The sequence below is a fragment of the uncultured Eudoraea sp. genome, from assembly GCF_947258925.1.
Classification (GTDB): domain Bacteria; phylum Bacteroidota; class Bacteroidia; order Flavobacteriales; family Flavobacteriaceae; genus Eudoraea.
This window is the reverse complement of the sequence record NZ_CAMYKG010000004.1, coordinates 143,119-166,292: the sequence shown is the minus strand read 5'-3', so window position 1 is coordinate 166,292 and position 23,174 is coordinate 143,119. Positions and strand designations below refer to the sequence as shown.

At 37.4% G+C, this 23,174-nt stretch carries 23 protein-coding genes; 15 read left to right on the top strand and 8 right to left on the bottom strand.

The genetic code is table 11. The annotated features are described in order from the left end of the window. From Q0X77_RS02400 to Q0X77_RS02380, 5 genes are all read right to left on the bottom strand, one after another. Positions 1-744, bottom strand: coding sequence for a rhomboid family intramembrane serine protease (locus Q0X77_RS02400; RefSeq protein WP_297792517.1), 744 nt, complete (start codon positions 742-744; stop codon positions 1-3). Next, complete coding sequence (gene mutL / locus Q0X77_RS02395) at positions 745-2,595, bottom strand: DNA mismatch repair endonuclease MutL (RefSeq protein ID WP_297792515.1); 1,851 nt, start codon at positions 2,593-2,595, stop codon at positions 745-747. It abuts the gene before it with no gap. Next, entirely contained in the window at positions 2,595-2,885 is a 291-nt protein-coding gene (locus Q0X77_RS02390) for a riboflavin synthase subunit beta (protein WP_297792513.1), read from the bottom strand. The genes mutL and Q0X77_RS02390 overlap by 1 nt, the downstream gene beginning before the upstream one ends. 169 nt (positions 2,886-3,054) lie before the next feature. Next, positions 3,055-3,531, bottom strand: a complete 477-nt coding sequence (gene ribH / locus Q0X77_RS02385) for a 6,7-dimethyl-8-ribityllumazine synthase (protein ID WP_297792511.1) — start codon at positions 3,529-3,531, stop codon at positions 3,055-3,057. Between the two features lie 3 nt (positions 3,532-3,534). Next, complete coding sequence (locus tag Q0X77_RS02380; protein ID WP_297792509.1) at positions 3,535-4,299, bottom strand: tetratricopeptide repeat protein; 765 nt, start codon at positions 4,297-4,299, stop codon at positions 3,535-3,537. A gap of 12 nt (positions 4,300-4,311) precedes the next feature. Here Q0X77_RS02380 and Q0X77_RS02375 point away from each other — a divergent pair, with 12 nt between their 5' ends. The 3 genes from Q0X77_RS02375 to Q0X77_RS02365 are packed head-to-tail and all read left to right on the top strand — an operon-like array spanning position 4,312 to position 6,105. Continuing rightward, positions 4,312-5,391, top strand: coding sequence for a DNA replication/repair protein RecF (locus Q0X77_RS02375; protein WP_297792507.1), 1,080 nt, complete (start codon positions 4,312-4,314; stop codon positions 5,389-5,391). A gap of 40 nt (positions 5,392-5,431) precedes the next feature. Further along, positions 5,432-5,812, top strand: a complete 381-nt coding sequence (locus Q0X77_RS02370; protein WP_297792505.1) for a hypothetical protein — start codon at positions 5,432-5,434, stop codon at positions 5,810-5,812. Beyond that, positions 5,812-6,105: a DUF721 domain-containing protein gene (locus Q0X77_RS02365; protein ID WP_297792504.1), complete on the top strand. Its 294-nt coding sequence runs from the start codon at positions 5,812-5,814 to the stop codon at positions 6,103-6,105. The genes Q0X77_RS02370 and Q0X77_RS02365 overlap by 1 nt, the downstream gene beginning before the upstream one ends. A gap of 35 nt (positions 6,106-6,140) precedes the next feature. On the opposite strand, the gene Q0X77_RS02360 is transcribed toward Q0X77_RS02365, so the two are convergent. Both Q0X77_RS02360 and Q0X77_RS02355 read right to left on the bottom strand, forming a co-directional pair. Further along, positions 6,141-6,560 carry a nucleoside-diphosphate kinase gene (locus Q0X77_RS02360; protein ID WP_297792502.1) on the bottom strand — a complete coding sequence of 140 codons (420 nt, stop codon included), beginning with the start codon at positions 6,558-6,560 and terminating at the stop codon, positions 6,141-6,143. A 49-nt stretch (positions 6,561-6,609) separates the two neighbouring features. After that, positions 6,610-7,638 (bottom strand): alkaline phosphatase D family protein, encoded by a 1,029-nt coding sequence (locus tag Q0X77_RS02355; protein ID WP_297792501.1) that lies wholly within the window; start codon positions 7,636-7,638, stop codon positions 6,610-6,612. Positions 7,639-7,815: 177 nt separating this feature from the next. Between Q0X77_RS02355 and Q0X77_RS02350 the strand changes: the two genes are divergently transcribed. From Q0X77_RS02350 to Q0X77_RS02340, 3 genes are read left to right on the top strand one after another with little or no spacing between them, the layout of a single operon-like run. Beyond that, positions 7,816-8,832 carry a bifunctional oligoribonuclease/PAP phosphatase NrnA gene (locus Q0X77_RS02350; protein WP_297792499.1) on the top strand — a complete coding sequence of 339 codons (1,017 nt, stop codon included), beginning with the start codon at positions 7,816-7,818 and terminating at the stop codon, positions 8,830-8,832. Further along, the gene (gene gldI / locus Q0X77_RS02345) at positions 8,829-9,380 is read left to right on the top strand and encodes a gliding motility-associated peptidyl-prolyl isomerase GldI (protein WP_297792497.1); all 552 of its coding nucleotides are present in this window, start codon (positions 8,829-8,831) and stop codon (positions 9,378-9,380) included. The genes Q0X77_RS02350 and gldI overlap by 4 nt, the downstream gene beginning before the upstream one ends. A gap of 10 nt (positions 9,381-9,390) precedes the next feature. Continuing rightward, on the top strand, positions 9,391-10,509 hold the full coding sequence (locus Q0X77_RS02340; protein ID WP_297792495.1) for a peptidylprolyl isomerase: 1,119 nt from the start codon (positions 9,391-9,393) through the stop codon (positions 10,507-10,509). Between the two features lie 36 nt (positions 10,510-10,545). Here the strand turns inward: Q0X77_RS02340 and Q0X77_RS02335 are convergent, their stop codons facing one another. After that, positions 10,546-12,000: an aminoacyl-histidine dipeptidase gene (locus tag Q0X77_RS02335; protein ID WP_297792493.1), complete on the bottom strand. Its 1,455-nt coding sequence runs from the start codon at positions 11,998-12,000 to the stop codon at positions 10,546-10,548. Between the two features lie 70 nt (positions 12,001-12,070). Between Q0X77_RS02335 and Q0X77_RS02330 the strand changes: the two genes are divergently transcribed. The 9 genes from Q0X77_RS02330 to Q0X77_RS02290 all read left to right on the top strand — a co-directional run bounded on the left by Q0X77_RS02330 (position 12,071) and on the right by Q0X77_RS02290 (position 23,106). After that, the gene (locus tag Q0X77_RS02330) at positions 12,071-13,141 is read left to right on the top strand and encodes a DUF3810 domain-containing protein (RefSeq protein ID WP_297792491.1); all 1,071 of its coding nucleotides are present in this window, start codon (positions 12,071-12,073) and stop codon (positions 13,139-13,141) included. 329 nt (positions 13,142-13,470) lie between these two features. After that, a complete protein-coding gene (locus tag Q0X77_RS02325) occupies positions 13,471-14,283 on the top strand; it encodes an RNA methyltransferase (RefSeq protein WP_297792489.1) in 813 nt (270 codons plus the stop codon). 103 nt (positions 14,284-14,386) lie between these two features. Continuing rightward, positions 14,387-15,619: a M48 family metallopeptidase gene (locus Q0X77_RS02320; RefSeq protein ID WP_297792487.1), complete on the top strand. Its 1,233-nt coding sequence runs from the start codon at positions 14,387-14,389 to the stop codon at positions 15,617-15,619. Positions 15,620-15,660: 41 nt separating this feature from the next. Continuing rightward, positions 15,661-17,868: a RelA/SpoT family protein gene (locus Q0X77_RS02315; protein ID WP_297792485.1), complete on the top strand. Its 2,208-nt coding sequence runs from the start codon at positions 15,661-15,663 to the stop codon at positions 17,866-17,868. Positions 17,869-17,964: 96 nt separating this feature from the next. Then, positions 17,965-18,420, top strand: a complete 456-nt coding sequence (locus Q0X77_RS02310; protein WP_297792483.1) for a Fur family transcriptional regulator — start codon at positions 17,965-17,967, stop codon at positions 18,418-18,420. Positions 18,421-18,435: 15 nt separating this feature from the next. Further along, positions 18,436-19,707: an adenylosuccinate synthase gene (locus Q0X77_RS02305; protein WP_297792481.1), complete on the top strand. Its 1,272-nt coding sequence runs from the start codon at positions 18,436-18,438 to the stop codon at positions 19,705-19,707. A gap of 114 nt (positions 19,708-19,821) precedes the next feature. Next, positions 19,822-20,145 carry a hypothetical protein gene (locus Q0X77_RS02300; protein ID WP_297792479.1) on the top strand — a complete coding sequence of 108 codons (324 nt, stop codon included), beginning with the start codon at positions 19,822-19,824 and terminating at the stop codon, positions 20,143-20,145. Positions 20,146-20,215: 70 nt separating this feature from the next. Then, on the top strand, positions 20,216-21,925 hold the full coding sequence (locus Q0X77_RS02295; protein WP_297792477.1) for an OstA-like protein: 1,710 nt from the start codon (positions 20,216-20,218) through the stop codon (positions 21,923-21,925). A 5-nt stretch (positions 21,926-21,930) separates the two neighbouring features. After that, positions 21,931-23,106, top strand: coding sequence for an aspartate aminotransferase family protein (locus tag Q0X77_RS02290; RefSeq protein WP_297792474.1), 1,176 nt, complete (start codon positions 21,931-21,933; stop codon positions 23,104-23,106). Positions 23,107-23,174: the final 68 nt, after the last annotated feature.

Genomic DNA, 23,174 nt, shown 5'->3' with positions numbered 1-23,174 from the left:
CTAATTCCATCGATTTTCATTAAACTGGTTCTTCTTCCAGTACCACATCATAAGGAATCCAAATAAGGCTCCTCCCACATGCGCGAAATGCGCTATGCCATCACCGAATATGGAATACCCGGTAACCCCTGAAAACAAGTCTAGTCCGATTAACACCGGTATAAATATTTTGGCCTTAATTGGTATTGGAAGAAAAATAAGGAATAATTCACTATTAGGGAAAGACATTCCAAAAGCGACAAGGATACCATAAATCGCCCCCGAAGCACCTACCGCAGGTGTATTATAGGCACCTAAAAAATTATCAATAACACTCTTGGGTGCATAATTATACCAATCCGGACTGTATTGACCCCCTGAAATAATTTCTATAATCTGACTTTCAGATATTCCGGAATTCACCAATGCTTCTATCCCCTGATTGAAATAGTAATAATTTACCCCGGTATGTATTAACGCTGCTCCGATTCCTGCGGAGAAATAAAAGAATAAAAACTTGTTCCTTCCCCACATGCGTTCCAATGGGGTGCCAAATGCCCAGAGCGCATACATATTGAATAAAATATGCATAAACCCGCCATGCATAAACATATGGGAGAGCATCTGCCAGAATCCAAAATTTTCATTTTCCGGAAACCATAACGAAAATAATTGATACATCTGATCTCCAAAAAGAAAAGTTGCTATAAAAAACAACACATTTACGATTAGTAGATGCTTTATAGCATCGCTTAGTTTTCCCATCTATATAAATTTATTATCAATCTCGGTCCCGGTTATCGTAATATAGACCAATTTGTTAAACGGACTTCTTTTAGTTTCCTTACATGCAAATAAGGCATTTACCAAAGCTTGTTGTGACTCAAAATTTAAGATTTCACCGGTTTTCACTGCAAGTGATTTACAAAGCACTTTGGATAAAACCTCAGATTGTGTAAAACCATTTCTGTTCACCTCCATTTGATAATCTGAAATTAATTGATCTAATACGATTCCTACTTCAGCTTCATTAACAAGCTGGGGAATTCCATTAATTTGAAGCTCGTCCTCTGTAAAACGGCCAAATGAAAAGCCTAAAGATGTCAAACTTCCCTTTATTTCTTCCAGAACCGATATTTCTTCTTTTGAAAAATTCAGTTTTAGGGGAAAAAGTAGTTGCTGGCTCAAGGTCTCCTTTACGGTTATGCTTTTTAGAAATTTCTCATAGAGAACACGTTGATGTGCCCTACCCTGATGAATTATAAGCATCCCGGACTTTATAGTTGATACAATATATTTTCTCCTAAATTGAAATGTAGTTGCACCTGGCCCAACTTCTCCCTGTGTTTCTTCGAATATGGATCCCGTAATCGTGTCAGATTCCAGGTGTACTGTACTGAAACTTTCGTCCATTCCAACTTTGGACTCCAAACCAACATACATACTTTCCCAATCCCCGGATGACGGCTTAAGCATGGATCGCCCTGCACTTTTTTCGAATCCACTTTCCCTAAATGGGTTAAATCCATGATCTATAGTAATTCCAGGTTGATGGGCCTGTTTTTTAAGAAGCATATATGGTGTGTCTAAATTCTGATCTTTATCAAAATCTAAAACCGGACTAACATTAAACTGTCCTAAGCTGTGTTTTATCGTTGACTTGAGTATGGCATATAAAGTATGCTCATCATCGAACTTAATTTCAGTTTTTGTAGGGTGAATATTGATATCAATTGAAGAAGGTTCAACATCCAGGTATAAAAAGTAGCCGGGACTGGTATCTGGTCTCAACAAACCCTCAAAAGAAGCCATCACTGCATGATGAAGATAGTGGCTTTTTATAAAACGTTTATTTACAAAGAAGAACTGCTGCCCCCTGCTTTTTTTTGCGTATTCCGGTTTAAATACGAACCCGCTTACCTTTACAACTTTGGTTTCTTCCGTTACCGGAACCAATTTTTCTTTTGTTTTAAAACCGAATATGTGTACGATCCTTTTCCTAAAGTTGCTTGGTGGCAGGTTAAATAACTCACCTCCATTATTGTAAAAATAGAATTGCACCGTAGGGTGTGCCAGGGCAACCCTGTGAAATTCATCGGTTATATGCCTTAATTCTACCTGATTAGACTTTAGAAATTTTCTTCTGGCAGGAATATTAAAAAAAAGATTTTTGACCGAAACTGATGTTCCTTTGGGCTTTACAGTAACTTCTTGTGATAAAACCTTGCTGCCTTCAATTTTTATATGCGTACCAACTTCCTCTTCTTCCAGGCAGGTATGCATATCAACATGAGCAATCGCAGCTATTGAAGCCAGGGCTTCTCCGCGAAATCCTTTGGTATCCAGATGAAACAAATCTTCAGCACAATTAATCTTGGAAGTGGCATGTCTCTCAAAACTAAGCCGGGCGTCAGTCACACTCATCCCCTTCCCATCATCCACAACCTTGATCAGGGTCTTCCCTCCGTCTTTTACAATTAATTTAATAGTCGTAGCACCGGCGTCAATAGCATTCTCCAGCAGCTCTTTTACCACAGAGGCCGGTCGCTGAACTACTTCACCGGCGGCTATCTGATTGGCCACGTGATCTGGCAAAAGTTGGATAATATCTGCCATTAGTTTGAAAAGAAGATTGATAAATCAAAATCGATGATATACAGGAATATCAGGATAAGGATCGCTATTATAATTAACATTCTTAATCTTAGGTTTTGGTCACCGGAAGTCCTCATATCGGCCATGGCGTTACTGAACTTTCCTTTTAACCCTCTTGGAGCATCAACAGTAGTTCGAAATTTATCAAGTTTTGGTTGAATTTTATATGGATTTCCTTCACCCTTATCGTCATAATAACGCGGTGTATACTTGTATTTTCTGTTCTTCCTAAGTTTTGAAAATTTTCCCATAACCTGAATGTTCAAAGTTACTTAAAATCAAAAAACATGGGGAGCTATCCTTCCCAAAAATTGTTAACAGTTTAGAAGGAAGAGCAAAACTTTCATATTTGCCCTATTTTTCAATAAATTCTAAGAAGACTTTAGCCCGGAATTAAGCTAAGAAGGAAATAGGTCTAAACTAAAGCATTGCCATTTTTATTGCCGCAATAGCAGCTTCCGTGCCCTTATTACCGTGTTTACCACCACTCCTGTCTACGGCTTGTTGCAGATTATCATCAGTAAGAACACAAAATATAACCGGGGTACGGGTATGGATATTCAGATCCTTTATTCCCTGGGCAGTAGCACTGCAAACAAAATCGAAATGCTTTGTTTCTCCTTTTATTACGCTACCTATAGCAATCACAGCATCCAGTTCATTTTCCTGAATCATTTTTTTACATCCGAATGTCAATTCAAAACTTCCGGGCACATCCCATCTTAAAATATTGTCGGGGATGGCACCACAATCTAACAAGGTAGCTTCAGCGCCATGATAAAGAGCCTCTGTTATTTCTGAATTCCACTCTGAAACAACAATCCCAAATCGAAGTGACTTCGCATTTGGGATTGTTTTCTTGTCATATACTGACAAATTTTTGTTGGACGTGGCCATTTATTATTTGTTTTTAGCCATACCTATAAATGCATCTATAGTTTTGGCTTCCTCAGAATTTGCAAACTCATCTTTAATCCTTTCAAAATATTGAAGTGCTTTGTCGTTGTCATTTAACTCCATGGATGTCACCCCCGCTTTATAAAGAAATCTCGGGGTTGTAAATTCGTTGGTATTGTGTGCTATAGCTGATTCATAATATCCTAAAGCATCCGAAGCTTGTCCTAATTGCATGAACGCGTCTCCAATTCCACCTTTTGCTAACGCACCCAGGATAGCATCATTTGAAGAAAAGTTTTCTAAATGCCTTATAGCATCTTCATATTGATTCATGTTCAAATAAGCCATTCCAGCGGAATAATTTGCAAGGTTTGCAGCTTTAGTACCCTTGTATTCATCTATAATATCCAGGAATCCATACTTACCTTCTGCTCCGTTTAAGGCTAACGTATACAGCGAATCTTTATCTGTTGTGTTATTCAGAGCCCGGTCAAAATACTGTTGCGGATAAAACATCTCATTGGCGGCATTGACCTCCTTAGGCTTTTGAATAAACTGATTATAGGCAAGATAGCCGAGCACAGTAATCGCAATAACACCGATGACTCCAAGGATATAGTTTTGATTTCTCGCCACCCATTGTTCTGATCTGGAAGCGCTTTCGTCCAGACTGCTAAAAACTTCTGCCGTTGCGCTTTTCTGAGAGTCAAGTTCTCTTTCCTCGGCTTTATTTTTAGGCTTATAACCCCTTTTCTTATATGTTGCCATCTTTAATTCCTAATGTTTCTTAAGAATTTATCCCTCGTTAACTATAAAAATTTTGATTCGCAGCTATTTGAATTCGATTCCAAAATAAACTGTTTTGTGGGCGATAACGGCAAAGGAAAGACCAATATTCTCGATGCGATTTACCATCTCGCATTTGGTAAAAGTTACTTTAACCCGCTAGCCGGACAAAATATTAAACATGGAGAGGACTTTTTTATAATTGAAGGTTCTTTCGACCTTAACAACAGGAACGAAAAGATTGTTTGTAGCCTTAAAAAAGGCATGAAAAAGATCATAAAACGAAATAATAAGGCCTATGATCGCTTATCTGATCATATTGGATTATTACCCTTGGTTATTATTTCTCCGGCAGACAGGGATTTAATCCTTGAGGGTAGTGATATTCGAAGAAAATTTGTGGATAGTGTTATTTCTCAATCAGATAAGGAATACTTGCAGGCATTGCTTAAATACAATAAAATTCTCCAGCAGCGCAATACCCTTTTGAAATATTTTGCTGCAAATCATTCATTTGACCACACAACTATTGCGGTTTACAATGAACAGTTAAACGATTTTGGTTCAAGTATTTTTAAAAAACGCACAGCTTTTATTGAAGATTTTATCCCTATTTTTAAGGAACAGTACATAGCTATTTCAGGGGGACAGGAGGTAGTAAATATCGAATATGAAAGCAAATTATTCTCACAGGATTTGTTATCTCTTTTAGAGAAGAATTTAGAGAAAGACAGGGCCTTACAGTATACTTCTTCCGGCATTCATAAAGACGACCTTCGTTTTGAAATAGAAGACTATCCCATAAAAAAATTTGGCAGTCAGGGGCAGCAAAAATCATTTCTAATTGCCCTGAAGTTTGCACAGTTTCAGTTTCTAAAGTCACATGCCGGAACGACACCCATAATGCTTTTGGATGATATTTTTGACAAATTGGATGAAAATAGAGTTACCCATATTATCACTTTAGTTGACAATGAAAATTTTGGTCAAATTTTTATTAGCGACACCCATCCGGAACGAACAGAAAATGTTGTGAAATCTATACACCAGTCCTATAAAATTTTTAAATTGTAGTATGCGTAGGCTTCTATTAATAATACCAATTTTTTGCCTTATGGCGTGTGCCGAAAAAATATCGGTTTCGGATCTAAACCATATCAATGGATATTGGGAGATTGTTAAAGTTGAATTTCCCAATGGAGAAATCAAAGATTATGACATAAATACTACTATTGATTACTTTGAATATGAAAATATGAAGGGTTTTCGTAAGAAAGTTCAGCCTGCATTAGACGGATCTTATGCTACATCAAGCGATGCGGAATCATTCCGGATAAATGAGAGGGATGATGTGTTCTGGATGAGCTACCAGAATGATCTAAGTTCCTGGGAAGAACAAATAGAGGTGATTTCAGAAAGCATATTGGTTGTGAAAAACAAGGAAGATATATCCTATCATTACAAAAGATTTGAACCCATTAGTATAGAGAAGTAATGGCCAAAGAGAAAAACCAACATTCACTCGGTGAAGCCTTAAATAAATTTATTAGGGAAAATAAATTGCAGAAAGGTATGGATAAGGTTATGGTCCGAAAAGCCTGGGAGAAAATCATGGACAATGGTGTGAATAATTACACCACGGCGGTTGAATTACGAAATGACACCCTTTATGTATCACTTTCTTCATCAGTTTTACGTGAAGAACTTAGTCATGGCAAAACAAAAATTATTGAAATGCTCAATGAAGAAATGAAAAAGGATTTAATTAAGAATATCGTGTTAAGGTAATTGTTAAGATAGAATTACCTTATATGTTCTGACGTTTAATAGATCTCCCTTCCAGAAAAATGGAAACTTCCTTCAATTAAAGCATTTTCATCACTATCTGAACCATGAACTGCATTTTCGCCTATATCTTTGGCGAATAATTTACGAATTGTTCCTTCTGCAGCTTCAGCCGGATTAGTTGCTCCTATCAGAGCCCTAAAGTCGTCAACAGCATTGTCTTTTTCTAATATTGCAGAAACAATGGGTCCTCTGGTCATAAATTGTATCAACTCTCCAAAAAATGGTCGATCACGATGAATGGCGTAAAACTCCTGAGCGTCACGTCGGCTCAATTGTGTATACTTCATTGCTATTATCTTGAAACCCGCAGATGAAATTTTTTCTAAAATAGCACCTATATGACCATTTTCAACCGCATCCGGTTTTATCATTGTAAAAGTTCTTCGACCTGTCATTTATTAAAATTTTGCGCAAAAATACACTTTCTTATTTCAAACTACAACATTAATAATTCTGTCTTATTTCAAGAGGTACTATCCCGTCATTTTCAACTATTTTAAGCTGAACCTCTTTGGTAATCATATTGAGCTTTATTAGTCCAAAACTCTCTTTGGCAATAACCCCGCCCAGCCTGTAAGGATTGGGTTCCCCGGAAAAATCGGAGTATGCATGCGTGAGCCCACTGCTTGTAAAGTCTATCAAAGGATAAGAAAGACCGGGAATTTCAATTTTGGAAAACTCAGAAATATGCCGATCCCCTGAAAGAATAATCACTCCCTTCGCCTTTGAATCCAGCAATAACTGCTTAAATCTGTCTACCTCATGTGGGAAATTCCCCCAACATTCATAACCGTGTTCGTTAGATAAAAACTGAATACTGCTCACCACCAGGTTAAAATCAGCACCCGATGTCCGCAGTTCATTTCCGAGCCACTTCCATTGCGCTTCTCCCAAAAGTGTGCCTTCACCATACTTACCTGGTCTGTAACGTTTTTCAGTTTCAGTATCTTCAGTTAAAGCCGTCCTGAAATATCGCGTATCCAGAACAATTATTTTTATTCTACCCAAACTACCGTTATAATTGTGGGCAAAATATATACCTTCTCTGGAACGCCTCGGATGATCTGCAGGAACATCCATGAAGTCTAAAAATGCCTGTTGGCTGCCTTTTTTGGATATAAATTCTGTCCCTCCATCATTCAAACCATAATCATGATCATCCCATGTTCCTATTACCTGTGTTCTTTTTTTTAATTTTTTATATCCTGCAACTCTGTTTTGGGCATTGTACATTGCACTAATTTTGTCCACGTCTTCGGTGTCCGCATAAATAATATCACCTCCCCAGATCCATAGTTCGGGTTCTGCCTTTCTAATATCATCCCATAAGAGGTTTTCCATATCGTATTTGTTACACGAACCAAAAGCAATTGTGATCTGTGCCTCCGGAACTTCATTTTTTATGGCCTCTTTTTTTGCGGTACAGCTAAAAATCAAAGTAAGCAATAAGGTGTAAACTAATAATTTGTACATGTATTTCTAAATTTAAAAAACAAAAATAGTCTTTTATTACAAGGAATTTTGGCCTATTTGTTTATCATGTGTAACAGTAATCTTTTAATTGCCTGATATAAATTGAAAGTTTCCGTTATCGCCTCTTTTTAAAATTCATCTTAGAGAGAATAACTAATTAATTGTATATTTGCGCGCATGAATTCTGAGGACGTAAAGGCCATAAAAACACTGCTTTCAAAACGGCAAAAAATAGTAATTGTTCCCCATAAAAATCCGGATGGTGATGCCATTGGCTCCTCATTGGGTTTATGCCATTATCTTGAAACTATCGGCCATGACACAAGGGTCATCGTACCCAATGATTATCCCAAGTTCTTAAAATGGATGCCCGGCACAAAAAATGTCCTTAATTTTGAAAAAGATAATGCTGATTCCCTAGCGTATCTTAAAGAAGCAGACATTTGCTTTACCCTTGATTTTAATCAACTCGGTAGAGTTGGACAAATGGCCCCGTTACTCGGGGAACTCGAGACTACTTTTATAATGATTGATCATCATCAGGCTCCTGATGATTATGCTCAAATAACATATTCAGATCCTGAAATGAGCTCCACTTCTGAAATGGTATTTAATTTTATCAGTTCCATGGGTGATGTTCATAAAATATCAAGTGAAATTGCCGATTGCCTGTATGCCGGTATTGTAACGGATACGGGATCATTTAAGTATTCGTCAACAACAAGTCAAACCCACCGGGTTGTAGCGGAATTAATCGATAAAGGTGCAAATAATTTTGAAGTACAAAATCAAATCTTTGATACCAATACACCTGATAGGTTGCAATTATTGGGTTGTGCCTTGAGAAATATGGTCATTCTAAACGACTATAATACTGCCTATACTTCTTTGAGCCAGGAAGAACTGGATACATATAACTATAAAAAAGGAGATACCGAAGGATTTGTTAATTACGGTCTTACACTGCAAAATATTCGATTTGCTGTAATATTTATTGAAAATAAAGAAGAAGGGATTATTAAAATCTCCTTTCGGTCTGAAGGAAGTTTTTCTGTTAATGATTTTGCAAGAAGTCATTTTCACGGAGGTGGCCATATAAATGCAGCGGGTGGAAGAAGTGAAACATCAATGATGGAAACCAAAAAATTCTTCGAGGCCCTTCTGGTAAATTACAAAGAACAGCTGAACATATGAAGAGATTTATATATATCCTGCCTGTCATTTTCCTTATAGCTTGCGATGGCCCTGAACCACGACGGCCGATCAGGGCAACATCCGGCAGTTTTATCAGCGCCTCTGCTCAGCGGAACAAAGAACTTCTAAACCGGGAAGAGAAAATTATACAGGAAATTATAAAAAATGACACCCTTCATCATTATCTGGCATCCGCCAGTGGATCGTGGTATTATTATAGTTCTATAAATGAAGATAGTGATTACACCCCTCTTCCTGATGATTTGGTGACTTTTAAATACAATTTGGTAAGTCTTGAAAATGACACGATTTACTCCATGGATGAAATTGGATCCATCAGATATAAAGTAGATAAACAGGAATTATTCCCGGGGCTTCGGAATAGCATAAAACTGCTTAAGGTAAACGAAACAGCTACATTTCTTTTTCCTTCTGGTATGGCTTATGGCTATCACGGTGATGACAATAAGATTGGGCCGAACATTCCTCTTAAGTCTACCATTAGCATTCTAAGTATTGACAAACAAAAAGAGAATATTGATAAATAAATTCTAAAAAATGAAACAAATAATAGTACTTTTTTTAATTAGCTTATCCGTTTTAACAAGTTGTACCTCAAGCAAATACCGGGAATTGGGTGATGGGTTATTTGCCGATATAAATACGACAAAAGGTGATATCATACTCAGGCTTGAGATGGATAAAACTCCTGTCACTGTAGCCAATTTTGTTTCCCTTGCTGAAGGAAACAACCCCTTTGTAAGTGAAGAGTACAAGGATAAGAAATATTATAATGGTGTCATTTTTCACAGGGTCATAAAAGATTTTATGATCCAGGGAGGTGACCCTACCGGTACTGGTCGTGGGAATCCCGGATATAGGTTTAAGGACGAATTCAATGACTCCTTAACCCATGACAAGGCTGGCATTCTCTCAATGGCTAATTCCGGGACAAAAACCAATGGCAGCCAGTTTTTTATAACGCATAAAGAAACCCCTTTTCTCAATGGAAGACATACGGTTTTTGGAGAAGTTGTTGTAGGATTGGATGTGGTAGATTCTATTGCCAATGTTACTACCGATACGGATCCCAATAAAAAAGACAGACCTATTGTTGATGTAGTCATGAATTCTGTAATTATTGTCAGGAATGGTAAAGAAGCCAGGAATTTCGACGCTGTGAAAGTTATGACAGATTATTTTGCAGAAGAAGAAGCCTTAATTGCGGAAATGGAAAAAATAATTTCTGACTTCGCAGTTGAAATTAATGAGCAAAAGGAAAGTACAGAAGCCCTGTCTTCAGGTTTAAAGATTCTTAAACTTAATGAAGGTACGGGTGTTAAGCCGGCTATTGGCGATAAAGTTTTGGTTAAATATGCAGGTTGGCTCAATGATGGTAACCTTTTCGATAGTAATTATGAAGATATTGCTGTCAAATTTGGCAAATATGATGAGAAAAGAAAACAAGGTGGAGGTTATGAACCTTTTCCCATGGATTATAGCCCGGAATCAAGGTTGGTAGCAGGTTTTAAAGAAGGTTTGTTAACAATGAAAGTCGGGGATAAAATCAGATTGTTCATACCCCCTTATTTGGGATATGGTTCACAGGGTGGCGGCCCAATCCCTCCCGATGCTGATCTGGTTTTTGATGTGGAAATTCTGGGGATAGCCGAATAGAAAACAGGCCCGAAAAATTTCGGGCCTGATCACTTTTTAAGGGGTATTATTCAAAATCTGTAATAGAAAGGTCCAAAACTTCTTTACTGAAGAGATACTTACTCTTTCATCCGGTGAATGTGCCCCTTTAATGGTTGGACCAAAGCTAATCATATCCATATCGGGATAATTTCGACCAAGGATACCACATTCGAGACCCGCATGACACGCTATTACTTTTGGTTCTTCTTTAAAAAGTAACTCATACTGTTTTTTAAGCACTTTTAAAATCTCCGATTTCGGATTTGGACTCCATCCGGGGTAATCACCTGTTAAAGAAACTGTACAACCTGCAAGCTCAAATACACTTCTTAAAGAACTTGCAAGGTCAATTTTGGCTGAATCTACAGAAGACCTGGTAAGACAACTAATCTTAATATTTCCTGATTTTATTTCAATTCTGGCTATGTTATTGGAAGTTTCAACCAAATCAGGAATCGCTGCGCTCATCGCATAAACTCCATTATGCGCCCCGTATATAGCTCTTAATATTTTATCCTGAACGGCCTTTTCCATTATAGTATTGGGTATTTCAACCGATTCCAGAATAATTTCGAGCTTAGTTTCAACATAAGCATTCTCGTCTTTAATGATCTGGGCCCAATTCTGGAATGCACCTTTAAAATCTTCTTGCACGTTCTCCGGTAAAACAATCGTCGCAAAACTTTCCCTGGGTATGGCATTCCTCAAACTTCCTCCTTCAATAGCCGATATGCCCATTCCAAATTCCTCGCTTCCCTTATATAAAAGTCGGTTCATTATTTTATTTGCATTGCCAAAACCACGGTGAATATCCATCCCGCTATGTCCGCCGTGTAACCCTCGAACACTTATCCTGTAAGCTCTGGACTTTGCGGGGACCGTTTGTTCCGCATAGGACCTTGTCGCCGTGATATCAATCCCGCCTGCACACCCGATATCTATTTCGTCATCTTCTTCCGTGTCCAGATTTAATAAGATCTGACCTTTCAGGATTCCTCCCTTTAGTCCCTTGGCTCCGGTCATACCAGTCTCTTCATCAATGGTAAATAAGGCCTCAATTGGAGGATGTGAAATATCCTGACTCTCCAGTAAACTCATTATAGCAGCAACGCCCATACCATTATCTGCTCCCAGGGTTGTTCCCTTGGCCTTTACCCAATCCCCATCAATAAACATCTCTATTCCCTGTTTGTCAAAATCAAATCTTGTATCAGAATTTTTCTGATGTACCATATCTAAATGAGATTGAAGCGTAATTGTTTTACGATCTTCCATTCCATGAGATGCTTTCTTCCTGATAATAACATTACCAACCTCATCTTTACCGGTCTCTAAATTTAAAGACCTGCCAAAATTCAGCATGAATTCAATTATCCTTTCTTCTTTCTTAGAAGGGCGCGGTACGGCATTGAGTTTTGAAAAATTTTTCCATACCCCTTTTGGTTCTAATTGCTCTATTTCCTTGTTCATAGTTTAAATTAAAAGGCCAAAAATACATATTGAAAATTAGACTTACGAGATAAATGGTATTTTTGAATTCATGAATAGCAAACTGAAGAATTGGATTGCTTTGTCAATAATCCCGCAAATAGTCCTGGTCAAGTTTATTGGCCTTTACCCGGAGTTCGTAGAGAATTACTATAGCGAAGGGTTCTATCCCATTATTTCAGGCGTATTTCGAGTGGTACTCGGGTGGCTTCCTTTTTCCGTTGGGGATATAATTTATGCCTCCCTCATAATTTTAGCTATTCGTTATCTTGTAGTTAACAGAACTCATATTAAGGATAACCTAAAACCTTTTCTGAGGGATATTGTTTTGGTCCTTTCGGTAACCTACTTTACATTCCATTTTATGTGGGGTTTCAACTACTACCGAGTTCCGCTTTCCCAGAAACTCAATTTAAAAGATAGCCATACGAGGGTTGAATTACTGGAATTCACCGAAAAACTAATTGATAAAACTAATGGGTTACAATATGAAATTACATCAGATACTTCCCAAATGGTCATAATTCCATATGATCAGAAGGAAATCTTTCAAAAAACGCTGGAAGGGTATTCAGCACTGGAAACCAGGTATCCATTTTTATCCTATGAAAATTCCAGTTTAAAAAAATCCCTTTTTAGTACCATGTTGACTTATATGGGATATGGTGGCTATCTCAATCCATTTACCAATGAAGCGCAGGTTAACAGCAAAATTCCCAATTTCAGGTTCCCGGTGATTACAGGTCACGAAATAGGACATCAAATTGGGTATTCAGCGGAGAATGAAGTAAATTTTATCGGCTTTTTGGTTACGGCATATAATAAAGACCCTTACTTTAAATATTCAGCCCTGGCGTATGCACTCAGTTATTCTTTAAGCGAAATTCGGTCAAAAGATGAGGCTAAATTTCAGGAACTTTATTCGCGATTACACATAGGGGTGCAAAAGAACTACGAGGAGTTGCGTAAATTCTGGTTAGCCTATAAGAACCCGTTGGAACCTGTTTTTAAGTCCATTTTTAATTCATTCCTCAAGGCCAACAACCAAGAGGAAGGCATAAAAAGTTATGGCCGAATCGTCACTCTTTTAGTCACTTATGATGCAAAATACCCCTTGGAATGAGGGTATCCCGAAAATTTAATACTCATCAAAAGATTACCAATTTACTGTTTCTAACACTTTTTCTCTTTTCTACTAAAATTCCTCCATCAGGAAATGTGAAATAAGACTTCGATAACTTTCCCCCGGAAAGGAAACAATATGAACAACCGCCACATTTTAAATCTACAGCTAAATAGGATTCGTGTGATCATCCTGTTTTTGAGGCCTTTCTATGTATAAAAAACGACAGCGAAAGGGAGTACTAGAAGACGTTTCCTGATTTAAATTAAAAGCAGTAGTCTTTATAGTAGAACTGATAAAAAGTCTGTCAATTCTTCTATTTTTGTTCTATGAACAAGGTAAAGCAGATAAGCAGCGTTCAAAATCCTTTGATCAAAAAAGTAATATCACTTAAAGAAAAATCGCGGGATCGTCGTAAATCTGGTCTTTTTGTAATAGAGGGACTTCGAGAGATTGAATTGGCCTGCAAGGGAACTTATTCGCTGCAGAGCGTTTTTATTTGTGCAAAAATTGCCACAGAAGAAAGTGTTCGGCAACTAATTAATACGACAGGTTACAATCCGGAATTAATCGAAGTATCGCAGGAAGTCTATCAAAAATTAGCTTATCGTAAAAAAACAGAAGGAATAATCGCTATTGCTTGTTCCAAGGATCATGAATTGAACAAGCTTTCTTTAAAAAGTCAAAACCCGTTAATATTAGTTGCGGAAGCTCCGGAAAAGCCCGGAAATATAGGCGCTTTATTAAGAACGGCGGATGCAGCAAATATAGATGCCGTAATTATAGCAAATTCTAATGGGGATCTCTATAATCCTAATATAATAAGATCCAGTGTGGGCTGCCTTTTTACCGTGAATGTTGCCATTGGCAGCAGTGAGGAGGTAATTAATTACTTACGTAAGAATAACATAGCCATATATTGCGCAGCTTTGTCTGCTTCCTGTAATTACACTAATGTAGATTATAAACAGTCCAGCGCCATCGTCGTTGGAACAGAGGCAACAGGACTGACATCGGACTGGCTGGAGGAATCCGATCAGAATGTTATAATTCCAATGCAGGGTGAGATAGATTCTATGAATGTTTCTGTGTCCGCAGCAATTCTTATCTTTGAGGCAAAGCGACAAAGAGATTTTCTTTAATCTGGAATACTTCAAACCTTATACATGCCATGGAACGCAAGCTTCCTAAGATCTCAGGTTCTTAATAATTTATAGATTTCCAATCTAATCATTACAACCATTTATGAATAGTACATTTTTGTTTTATGCAATAATAGTAATCATCGTATTTCAATTCCTCATGGAAACAGTACTGGATTATCTTAATTCAAGGAAATTTAAGGATCCTATACCTGAGGAATTAAAGGATGTATTTGACACGGAAGAGTATAAAAAATCTCAGGCCTATAAAGAAGATAATTATAGATTTGGAATTCTATCTTCCTCGTTCTCAATTATACTCACTTTAGCATTTCTGATATTAGGTGGTTTTGAATGGGTAGATTCCATAGTCCGGGGCATTACAGGAAATCCAATATTAATGGCGCTATTATATTTTGGAATTATAATGATTGGCAGTGATGTTATCTCTACTCCATTCTCATATTACCAAACGTTTGTAATAGAGGAAAAATATGGTTTTAACAAGTCGACCCCTAAGCTCTTTTTTATTGATAAAGTTAAAGGTTGGTTAATCATGATCATATTAGGAGGAGGTATACTCGCTCTGGTCATCTTATTTTACCAATGGGTGGGAAATAATTTTTGGATATATGCCCTTAGCTTAATTGCTGTATTTACGATATTTATGAACTTATTTTACAGTAGATTAATAGTTCCAATATTTAATAAACAAACTCCGCTTGAGGATGGGTCTCTAAAGAATAAGATTGAAAATTATGCCCTCAAAGTTGGTTTTAAACTTCAAAATATTTTTGTAATTGACGGCTCGAAAAGGACGACTAAGGCAAATGCTTATTTCGCAGGTTTTGGTAAGGAAAAAAGGGTGACGCTTTATGACACACTTATTGAGGAACTGGAGGAAGAAGAAATTGTAGCTGTTCTTGCACATGAGGTTGGTCATTACAAACGTCATCACATAATAATAAATCTTATTATTTCAATACTTCTTACAGGGGTAACTCTTTATATTCTATCGCTATTTGTTAGTAACCCTGAATTTTCCTATGCTTTAGGAGTTACCAACGCCAGTTTTCATGTGTCTTTAATTTGTTTTGGGATTCTATATAGCCCAATCTCGGAAATCACCGGCTTGGTCATGAACATACTATCCAGAAAATTCGAATTTGAAGCTGATGATTATGCGAAAAACACTTACGCAGCTTCTCCTCTGATGTCTTCTTTAAAAAAGCTTTCCAAAAATAGCCTGAGCAACCTGACTCCCCATCCCGCCTATGTGTTTTTACACTATTCTCACCCTCCGTTAATTCAAAGAATACGCAACCTTAAGGCATGATTTTTGTTGGTTACTATCAAAGATTGTGGTAAATTTAATCTATGAGTGTGGAAACAGCAATAGAGAAGGAGAATAAGGAAATTGCTAAGCAATACAAGGAATTACTTCGTATAAGTTATCAGGCATTAACTAATGAAGATAAGAAACTTGTGCGCACCGCATTCGATGTTGCTGTTGATGCCCATAAAAATCAGCGAAGGAAATCTGGTGAAGCATATGTATTTCATCCCATAGCGGTAGCAAAGATAGTTGCAGCTGAAATAGGCTTAGATGCAGTTTCTATAGCTGCAGCATTACTACATGATGTTGTTGAAGATACCGATTATACCCTTGATGATATTGAGCGCATGTTTGGCGAAACCATTGCTCGTATTGTAGATGGTCTTACCAAAATTGCCCATCTTAAAAAGGAAATGAACATTTCTCAGCAGGCTGAGAATTTTCGAAAAATGCTCCTTACCCTGCATGATGATGTCCGGGTAATTATCATCAAAATTGCAGATAGATACCACAACATGCTTACTATGGATGCCATGCCAGAGCACAAACAGGTTAAAATGGCATCAGAAACCCTATATATATATGCCCCATTGGCACATAGAATAGGACTCTACAATATCAAAACTGAACTGGAGGACCTAAGTTTGAAATACACAGAACCAGAGGTGTACAAGGACATTCAGGAAAAAATTGAAAAAACAAAAGAAGAACAACATAATTATATTGACGAATTCTCAAATATCATTAGAGGTTCTTTAGATAAGGAAGGCCTAGCTTATGAAATTAAGGGCCGAATGAAGTCTATCTATTCTATTAGAAAGAAAATGGTAACTCAGAATGTTACATTTGATGAAATATATGACAAGTTTGCTATTCGCATCATTTATAAATCTGACAGGCAGAATGAGAAATTTTTGGCATGGAAAATATACTCCATTGTTACGGATCATTTTACCCCAAATCCAATCCGACTGCGCGATTGGATATCTTCTCCAAAATCAACGGGATACGAGGCGCTACACATAACAGTTATGGGGCCGGAGGGAAAATGGGTTGAAGTCCAGATTCGCTCTGAACGAATGCACGAAATAGCTGAAAAAGGATATGCTGCCCATTTTAAATACAAACATGGAGACCAAAAGGAACAGGGGATTGAGATATGGCTGAATCGATTGCATGAAGCTCTTGAATCCTCCAATGGAAATGCTGTGGATTTCGTGGAGGAATTTAAATTAAATCTTTATTCCAAGGAGATCTTTGTATTTACGCCCAAAGGTGACCTGAAATCATTACCTAAAGATGCTACACCCTTAGATTTTGCCTTTAATATCCATACCGAGGTGGGAATGAGGACAAGAGGTGCAAAAGTTAATGGAAAACTGGTTCCACTGAATACCAAGTTAAATAGCGGTGACCAGGTAGAAATAATAACTTCTGATAAAGCAAAACCTAATCAAAATTGGTTGAATTATGCAACGACTGCCAGGGCCAGGTCAAAAATACGCTCATCTTTAAGGGAAGAAAAAAAGGAAATTGCCGATGATGGCAGGGAGATACTGAGGCGAAAACTTAAATCTCAAAAAATTAATCTAAACGAGGATACCATAAATAAAATGGTAGTCCATTTTAAACTTAAGACCAGTTTAGATCTTTTCTACCGTGTGGGTAATGGTGCGATTGATAATCAGATGATCAAAGATTTTGCATCCTCCTATAACAATGCCTTTATTAGTTTTTTTAAGAATAAGATCAGGCGTAAGGCCATTCCGGAAGATATTGACAAAGCAGAAATAACTTCCAAATATGATATGCTTGTCTTTGGCAAAGAGGAAGAGAAGTTAAACTATACCCTCTCCAAATGTTGCAACCCGATTCCCGGAGATGAGGTCTTTGGATTTGTTAGTGTTTCCGAAGGAATAAAAGTACATAAGAAGAACTGTCCAAACGCTATTTCGCTGCAGTCCAACTATGCCTATCGAATCATTGGTGCCAAATGGATTGATTCGAGTCAGGAAGAGTTCACGTCAGAAATTAAATTGACAGGAATTGATAATATGGGTCTGATGAACGAGATTACAGAAATTATTTCAGATAACATGCACGTGAATATGCGTAATCTAAATTTTAGTACGGATGGAGGTACATTTAACGGTAGAATTACTTTAGTGGTTAAAAACAATGCTATTCTGAAAAAACTCATCAATAATCTGAAGCAGGTTAATGGTATTGAAAAGGTGTCAAGAGTTTGAAATAATTCACTGAATAAAATGCCTTAATCTTGAAAGCATAAAGTATCAATATTCGTATTTTTAAATGTACATTTGCTTTTAACATGATGATGTAATATGGGGACGAATAAGGACCAGGAAATTGTTAAAAACGTATTTACTAAATTTTTAGAGGACAACGGGCATAGAAAAACGCCGGAGCGCTACGCTATTCTTCAGGAGATCTATGAAAGTGATGACCATTTCGATATTGAATCACTCTACATTAGCATGAAGAATAAAAACTATAGAGTAAGCAGGGCAACACTTTATAACACTATAGAATTATTACTGGATTGTAAATTGGTGCGTAAACATCAGTTTGGGAAGACTCAGGCCCAGTTTGAAAAATCATATTTCGATAGACAACACGATCATGTAATTCTTACGGATACCGGTGAAGTAGTTGAATTTTGTGATCCAAGAATACAATCTATCAAAAAGACTATTGAAGAGGTTTTTGACATTAAAATTAATAGTCATTCTTTGTACTTCTACGGTACAAGAAATCAAAAAGAAAAAGCAAATAACTAACCAATAACTTACTGCATGGCCGTAGATTTACTACTAGGTCTTCAATGGGGAGACGAAGGAAAAGGAAAAATCGTTGATGTACTTACCAAAAATTATGATATAATAGCCAGATTTCAGGGTGGCCCCAATGCCGGACACACCTTAGAGTTCGATGGCATAAAACATGTCTTACATACCATTCCTTCCGGTATTTTTCACAAAAATGCGCTCAATATTGTTGGCAACGGAGTTGTTATTGACCCCGTTATTTTTAAAAAAGAGCTGGATAATTTAAACAAATTCAATCTGGATTTAAATGCCAAGCTATTAATTTCCAGAAAAGCCCATCTCATCCTTCCAACTCACAGGTTACTGGATGCTGCTTCAGAAGCCTCAAAAGGTAAAGCCAAAATAGGCTCTACCCTAAAGGGGATAGGTCCTACATATATGGACAAAACTGGAAGAAACGGAATGCGGGTGGGTGATTTGGAGCTTGACAATTGGAAGGATAAATATCGTGCTTTATCAGATAAGCACGAAGCTATGATTGACTTTCATAATGTAGATATTCAATATGATCTAAATGAGCTGGAAACCGACTTTTTTGATGCTGTTAAGGAATTAAAGCAACTAACATTTATTGATAGTGAAGAGTACCTATACCAGGCACAGAAAAGCGGTAAGAAAATCCTGGCTGAAGGAGCACAGGGTTCATTGCTCGATATTGATTTTGGAACCTATCCCTACGTAACTTCATCGAACACAACCGCCGCCGGGGCCTGCACAGGCCTTGGAGTTCCACCGCGAAATATAGGTGGGGTTTTCGGGATTTTCAAAGCATATACCACCCGTGTAGGAAGCGGTCCCTTTCCAACCGAACTCTTTGATGAAGTCGGAGCAACTATGGGTAGAGTTGGCAATGAATTTGGTGCAACAACCGGCAGACCAAGGCGATGTGGATGGTTAGATCTTGTCGCTCTAAAATATGCAGTACAAATTAATGGGGTTTCAGAATTGATGATGATGAAAGCAGATGTTTTAAGCGGTTTCAAAACCATAAAAGTTTGTACCGCCTACAAATACAAAGGGGAAAAAGTAAGTCACCTCCCTTATAATATTGAAGCCGAAAATGTTTCCCCGGTTTACAAAGAAATGAAGGGCTGGGAAAAAGACCTTACTAAGATGACCAGTGCGGACGAACTCCCGGAAACACTAATTGAATATATCAATTATCTTGAAGCAGAGTTGGAAATTCCCATTAAAATTGTATCCGTTGGCCCGGATCGAAAGCAAACGATTCACCGTTAAAAATCGTTTATTAGAAAAAGACCTGGGTCGGAAAATTCATTGCTGGATATAAAATTCACATGAAATTCATTAAATAGGGACAAACTTTCGAAGCTTTTAGGAATAAAAGAGTATATGACCTGGTCTTCCCTTGCCGGGACTAATGTCGAGGATGGATGGGTTTCAATTATTTCTCAATTCCCCAATTTAACCAGACTAGAACTACAAAAAGCAAATGTATCAGATCCTGCCATAGAATTTCACAGTGAGTTGGAACATCTGGAATCCTTAAATCTTTATCGAACCCAAGTAACAGATTCCTGCCTATCTTACCTAAATAATATGAAGCAGTTAAAGACGGTGTACCTATGGGATTCCAGAGTAACTTTAGACAATGCCAAGGCCTTACAGGAAGTAAATACAGACCTGGAAGTTGTAATTGGAAGCTCACCTCTGTGAATTCCTAAATCCATGCCAATACTTATGCTTCTCTTTTTATTTATCCTATTTTTGAAGAAAAATATGAGTCTTGAACAGATTAATTATAATTAATATATTACTTTTTTCTCTCTTGGCTGGTTCGGCCCAGGAACCGAAAAAAGAAGAAGCCAAGCAAATTAATATTGTTTACGGAGCAAATTTTACCAAAGATGAAGCACAATTTCCAGGTGCCTCCATCTTCAGTAAAGATAACAGGCAGGTACAATTTGAACACCAGGGGGCCGATCTATGGTGTGATATCGCCATATTCTACCAGAAAGAAAATAGATTAAAGGCCATAGGAAATATCAGATTAAAACAAGGTGATTCCATACAAATGACTGGTGGTAAAATTAATTATGACGGTAATACAAGGCTCGCTAAGGCCTGGGAAAAAGTAGTCTTAAAAAATACTGGCTCCGGTACCGGAACGGGGATGACCCTACGGACAGATACATTGTACTTTGACCGTGAAAAGCAAGAGTCTTATTATACCAGTTCGGGTACGATAATTGATTCTGCCAATACACTTACCAGTGAAATAGGAAGATACTTCATGGTGCCTGAAAAATTTCAGTTTATAGAAAATGTCCATATCCTGAATCCGGAATACACCATCGATTCCAAACAACTTGATTATTATCAGAATACGAAGAACGCCTATATGTATGGCCCTTCGACCATAATAGGTGAGAGCTATAAAATTTACTGTGAACGTGGTTTTTATGACACCAAGATAGAAAGTGGTTATGGCATAAAAAATACAAGAATTGATTATAATAACCGCATTATTGAAGGAGATAGTGTATACTTTGACAAAGCAACGGAATTTGCATCCGCCACTAACAATATTAAAGTAACGGATACCATAAATAATGGGGTAATCAGAGCTCATTATGCAGAAGTATATAAGGCAAAGGATTCCGTATTTGCTACTAAACGTGCCGTATCTATAAGTCTTGTTGAACAGGATTCCCTTTATATGCACGGGGATACTTTACTCCTTACCGGTAAGCCGGATAATCGAATTTTAAGAGCTTTTAGAAATGCCAAGTTTTTTAAGCCTGATCTAAGCGGTAAATGCGATTCCATTCACTTTGATCAAACTACAGGAATAACCCAGTTGATTAAAGATCCGGTATTGTGGAATGTTGAAAACCAAATGACCGGAGATAGTATTCATTTGATTTCTGATATGGAAACTGAAAAACTGGATTCATTAAAAGTAATTAACAACGCCTTTATAATCTCTCTCGACAGTATTAGCATGGAGGGCTATAACCAGGCCAAAGGCAAAGACCTGTTTGGTAAGTTTATTGATAATTCACTGAAAATTGTTGATTTGGTGAAGAATACAGAAGTAATTTATTACATGTATAATGATGATAATAAACTTATTGGGATTAATAAAACAATTTGCAGTGCCATAAGGTTAACATTGGCGGAAAACGACATTGAGGATATTACCTTTTTCACCAATCCGGATGGAGATATATTCCCTGATAAAGATCTTCCGCTAAATAGTAGAAAACTAAAGGGATTTGTATGGCGCGGAGATGAACGGATTAGAAGCAAGGAAGATATTTTTGATGAAGATGACAACAATATCGAATTGGTAAAAATTAGGGGCGTGGATAATCCTATTGATATGGACGAAGAACAACCTGAAAATGACAAGAATGAAGATGAATCAGCCCTATATACAAATCCGGATAAAGCCTTCATACGAAAAAAACAACCACTCAAAAAGGTAGAATAGTGGCTATGCAAGAAGATTTTTTAAGATATCAGGCGCAGACAACCCCTTATCCTCTTGCCATGGAAGTCTCCCATGCCCAGGGGAGTTTTATTTATGACATGAAGGGAAATGCCCATTTGGATTTTGTTGCCGGGGTATCTGTTTGTTGTTTAGGACATTGTCATCCAAAAGTGGTAGATGCAATAATTGAACAAAGCAGGAAATACATGCATGTGATGGTTTATGGGGAATTCATACAACGGCCTGCATTAGAATTAACCAAAATGTTAGCCTCCCAATTACCGGATAAATTAGAAACCACCTATCTGGTAAATTCAGGAACGGAAGCCATGGAAGGGGCAATAAAATTGGCCAGACGTTTTACAGGGCGTTCAAAACTTATAGCGGCAAAAAATGCTTATCACGGAAACACCCTGGGTAGCCTTAGCTTAATGAATTTTGAAGAGCGCAAAGCTCCTTTCCGGCCATTAATCCCTGATATCTTTTTTTTGGAGTTTAATTCTGATAAAGAAATTAATAAAATTGATGAAGACACAGCAGCAGTTATTCTGGAAACAATCCAGGGTGGTGCAGGATTTATCATTCCAAAAAATGGGTATCTCAGGAAAGTGAAGGATCGCTGCGAAAAAGTAGGTGCCCTTTTAATCCTTGATGAAATTCAACCTGGATTTGGACGTACCGGGAAATTATTCGCTTTTGAACACTACAATTGTGTACCCGATATATTGGTTATGGGCAAAGGTATGGCCTCCGGCTTGCCTATTGGGGGTTTTACTGCTTCAGAGAAAATCATGAATTCTTTAAGCATATCACCCAAATTAGGGCATATAACCACTTTCGGAGGTAATCCTGTGATAGCTGCAGCTGCCCTGGCAACTTTTAAGGAATTAACAAATGGGAATCTTATTCCTGATACTCTTGAAAAGGAAAAACAATTCAGAACAAGGCTAAAACACCCCTATATAAAGGAGATTCGAGGTAAAGGACTAATGCTATGTCTTATCATGAAAAATGAGGATATTGCAAACAAACTTATTCTTGCCTGTTCCAAAAAGAATTTAATCCTTTTTTGGTTACTTTTTGAACCAAAAGGTGTTAGAATAACGCCTCCACTAACCATAAACCCCGAGGAAATTGAACAGGGTTGCGATATAATAATCCAAACTTTGAACGGGCTATAGCAATATTTTGTTAACTATTTTGTTAATAATATAGCCCTGAAGTGGAATTAAATGTAGTCCCAAAAAGA

Coding starts and splice junctions, on each gene's coding strand:
- Q0X77_RS02350 (WP_297792499.1), top strand. CDS start 7,816: ATGAATTCTGAGGACGTAAAGGCCATAAAAACACTGCTTTCAAAACGG.
- Q0X77_RS02370 (WP_297792505.1), top strand. CDS start 5,432: ATGGCGTGTGCCGAAAAAATATCGGTTTCGGATCTAAACCATATCAAT.
- Q0X77_RS02325 (WP_297792489.1), top strand. CDS start 13,471: ATGAACAAGGTAAAGCAGATAAGCAGCGTTCAAAATCCTTTGATCAAA.
- Q0X77_RS02355 (WP_297792501.1), bottom strand. CDS start 7,638: ATGTACAAATTATTAGTTTACACCTTATTGCTTACTTTGATTTTTAGC.
- Q0X77_RS02380 (WP_297792509.1), bottom strand. CDS start 4,299: ATGGCAACATATAAGAAAAGGGGTTATAAGCCTAAAAATAAAGCCGAG.
- mutL (WP_297792515.1), bottom strand. CDS start 2,595: ATGGCAGATATTATCCAACTTTTGCCAGATCACGTGGCCAATCAGATA.
- Q0X77_RS02330 (WP_297792491.1), top strand. CDS start 12,071: ATGAATAGCAAACTGAAGAATTGGATTGCTTTGTCAATAATCCCGCAA.
- ribH (WP_297792511.1), bottom strand. CDS start 3,531: ATGGCCACGTCCAACAAAAATTTGTCAGTATATGACAAGAAAACAATC.
- Q0X77_RS02365 (WP_297792504.1), top strand. CDS start 5,812: ATGGCCAAAGAGAAAAACCAACATTCACTCGGTGAAGCCTTAAATAAA.
- gldI (WP_297792497.1), top strand. CDS start 8,829: ATGAAGAGATTTATATATATCCTGCCTGTCATTTTCCTTATAGCTTGC.
- Q0X77_RS02315 (WP_297792485.1), top strand. CDS start 15,661: ATGAGTGTGGAAACAGCAATAGAGAAGGAGAATAAGGAAATTGCTAAG.
- Q0X77_RS02310 (WP_297792483.1), top strand. CDS start 17,965: ATGGGGACGAATAAGGACCAGGAAATTGTTAAAAACGTATTTACTAAA.
- Q0X77_RS02375 (WP_297792507.1), top strand. CDS start 4,312: ATGTTTCTTAAGAATTTATCCCTCGTTAACTATAAAAATTTTGATTCG.
- Q0X77_RS02340 (WP_297792495.1), top strand. CDS start 9,391: ATGAAACAAATAATAGTACTTTTTTTAATTAGCTTATCCGTTTTAACA.
- Q0X77_RS02335 (WP_297792493.1), bottom strand. CDS start 12,000: ATGAACAAGGAAATAGAGCAATTAGAACCAAAAGGGGTATGGAAAAAT.
- Q0X77_RS02320 (WP_297792487.1), top strand. CDS start 14,387: ATGAATAGTACATTTTTGTTTTATGCAATAATAGTAATCATCGTATTT.
- Q0X77_RS02390 (WP_297792513.1), bottom strand. CDS start 2,885: ATGGGAAAATTTTCAAAACTTAGGAAGAACAGAAAATACAAGTATACA.
- Q0X77_RS02305 (WP_297792481.1), top strand. CDS start 18,436: ATGGCCGTAGATTTACTACTAGGTCTTCAATGGGGAGACGAAGGAAAA.
- Q0X77_RS02300 (WP_297792479.1), top strand. CDS start 19,822: ATGACCTGGTCTTCCCTTGCCGGGACTAATGTCGAGGATGGATGGGTT.
- Q0X77_RS02360 (WP_297792502.1), bottom strand. CDS start 6,560: ATGACAGGTCGAAGAACTTTTACAATGATAAAACCGGATGCGGTTGAA.
- Q0X77_RS02290 (WP_297792474.1), top strand. CDS start 21,931: ATGCAAGAAGATTTTTTAAGATATCAGGCGCAGACAACCCCTTATCCT.
- Q0X77_RS02400 (WP_297792517.1), bottom strand. CDS start 744: ATGGGAAAACTAAGCGATGCTATAAAGCATCTACTAATCGTAAATGTG.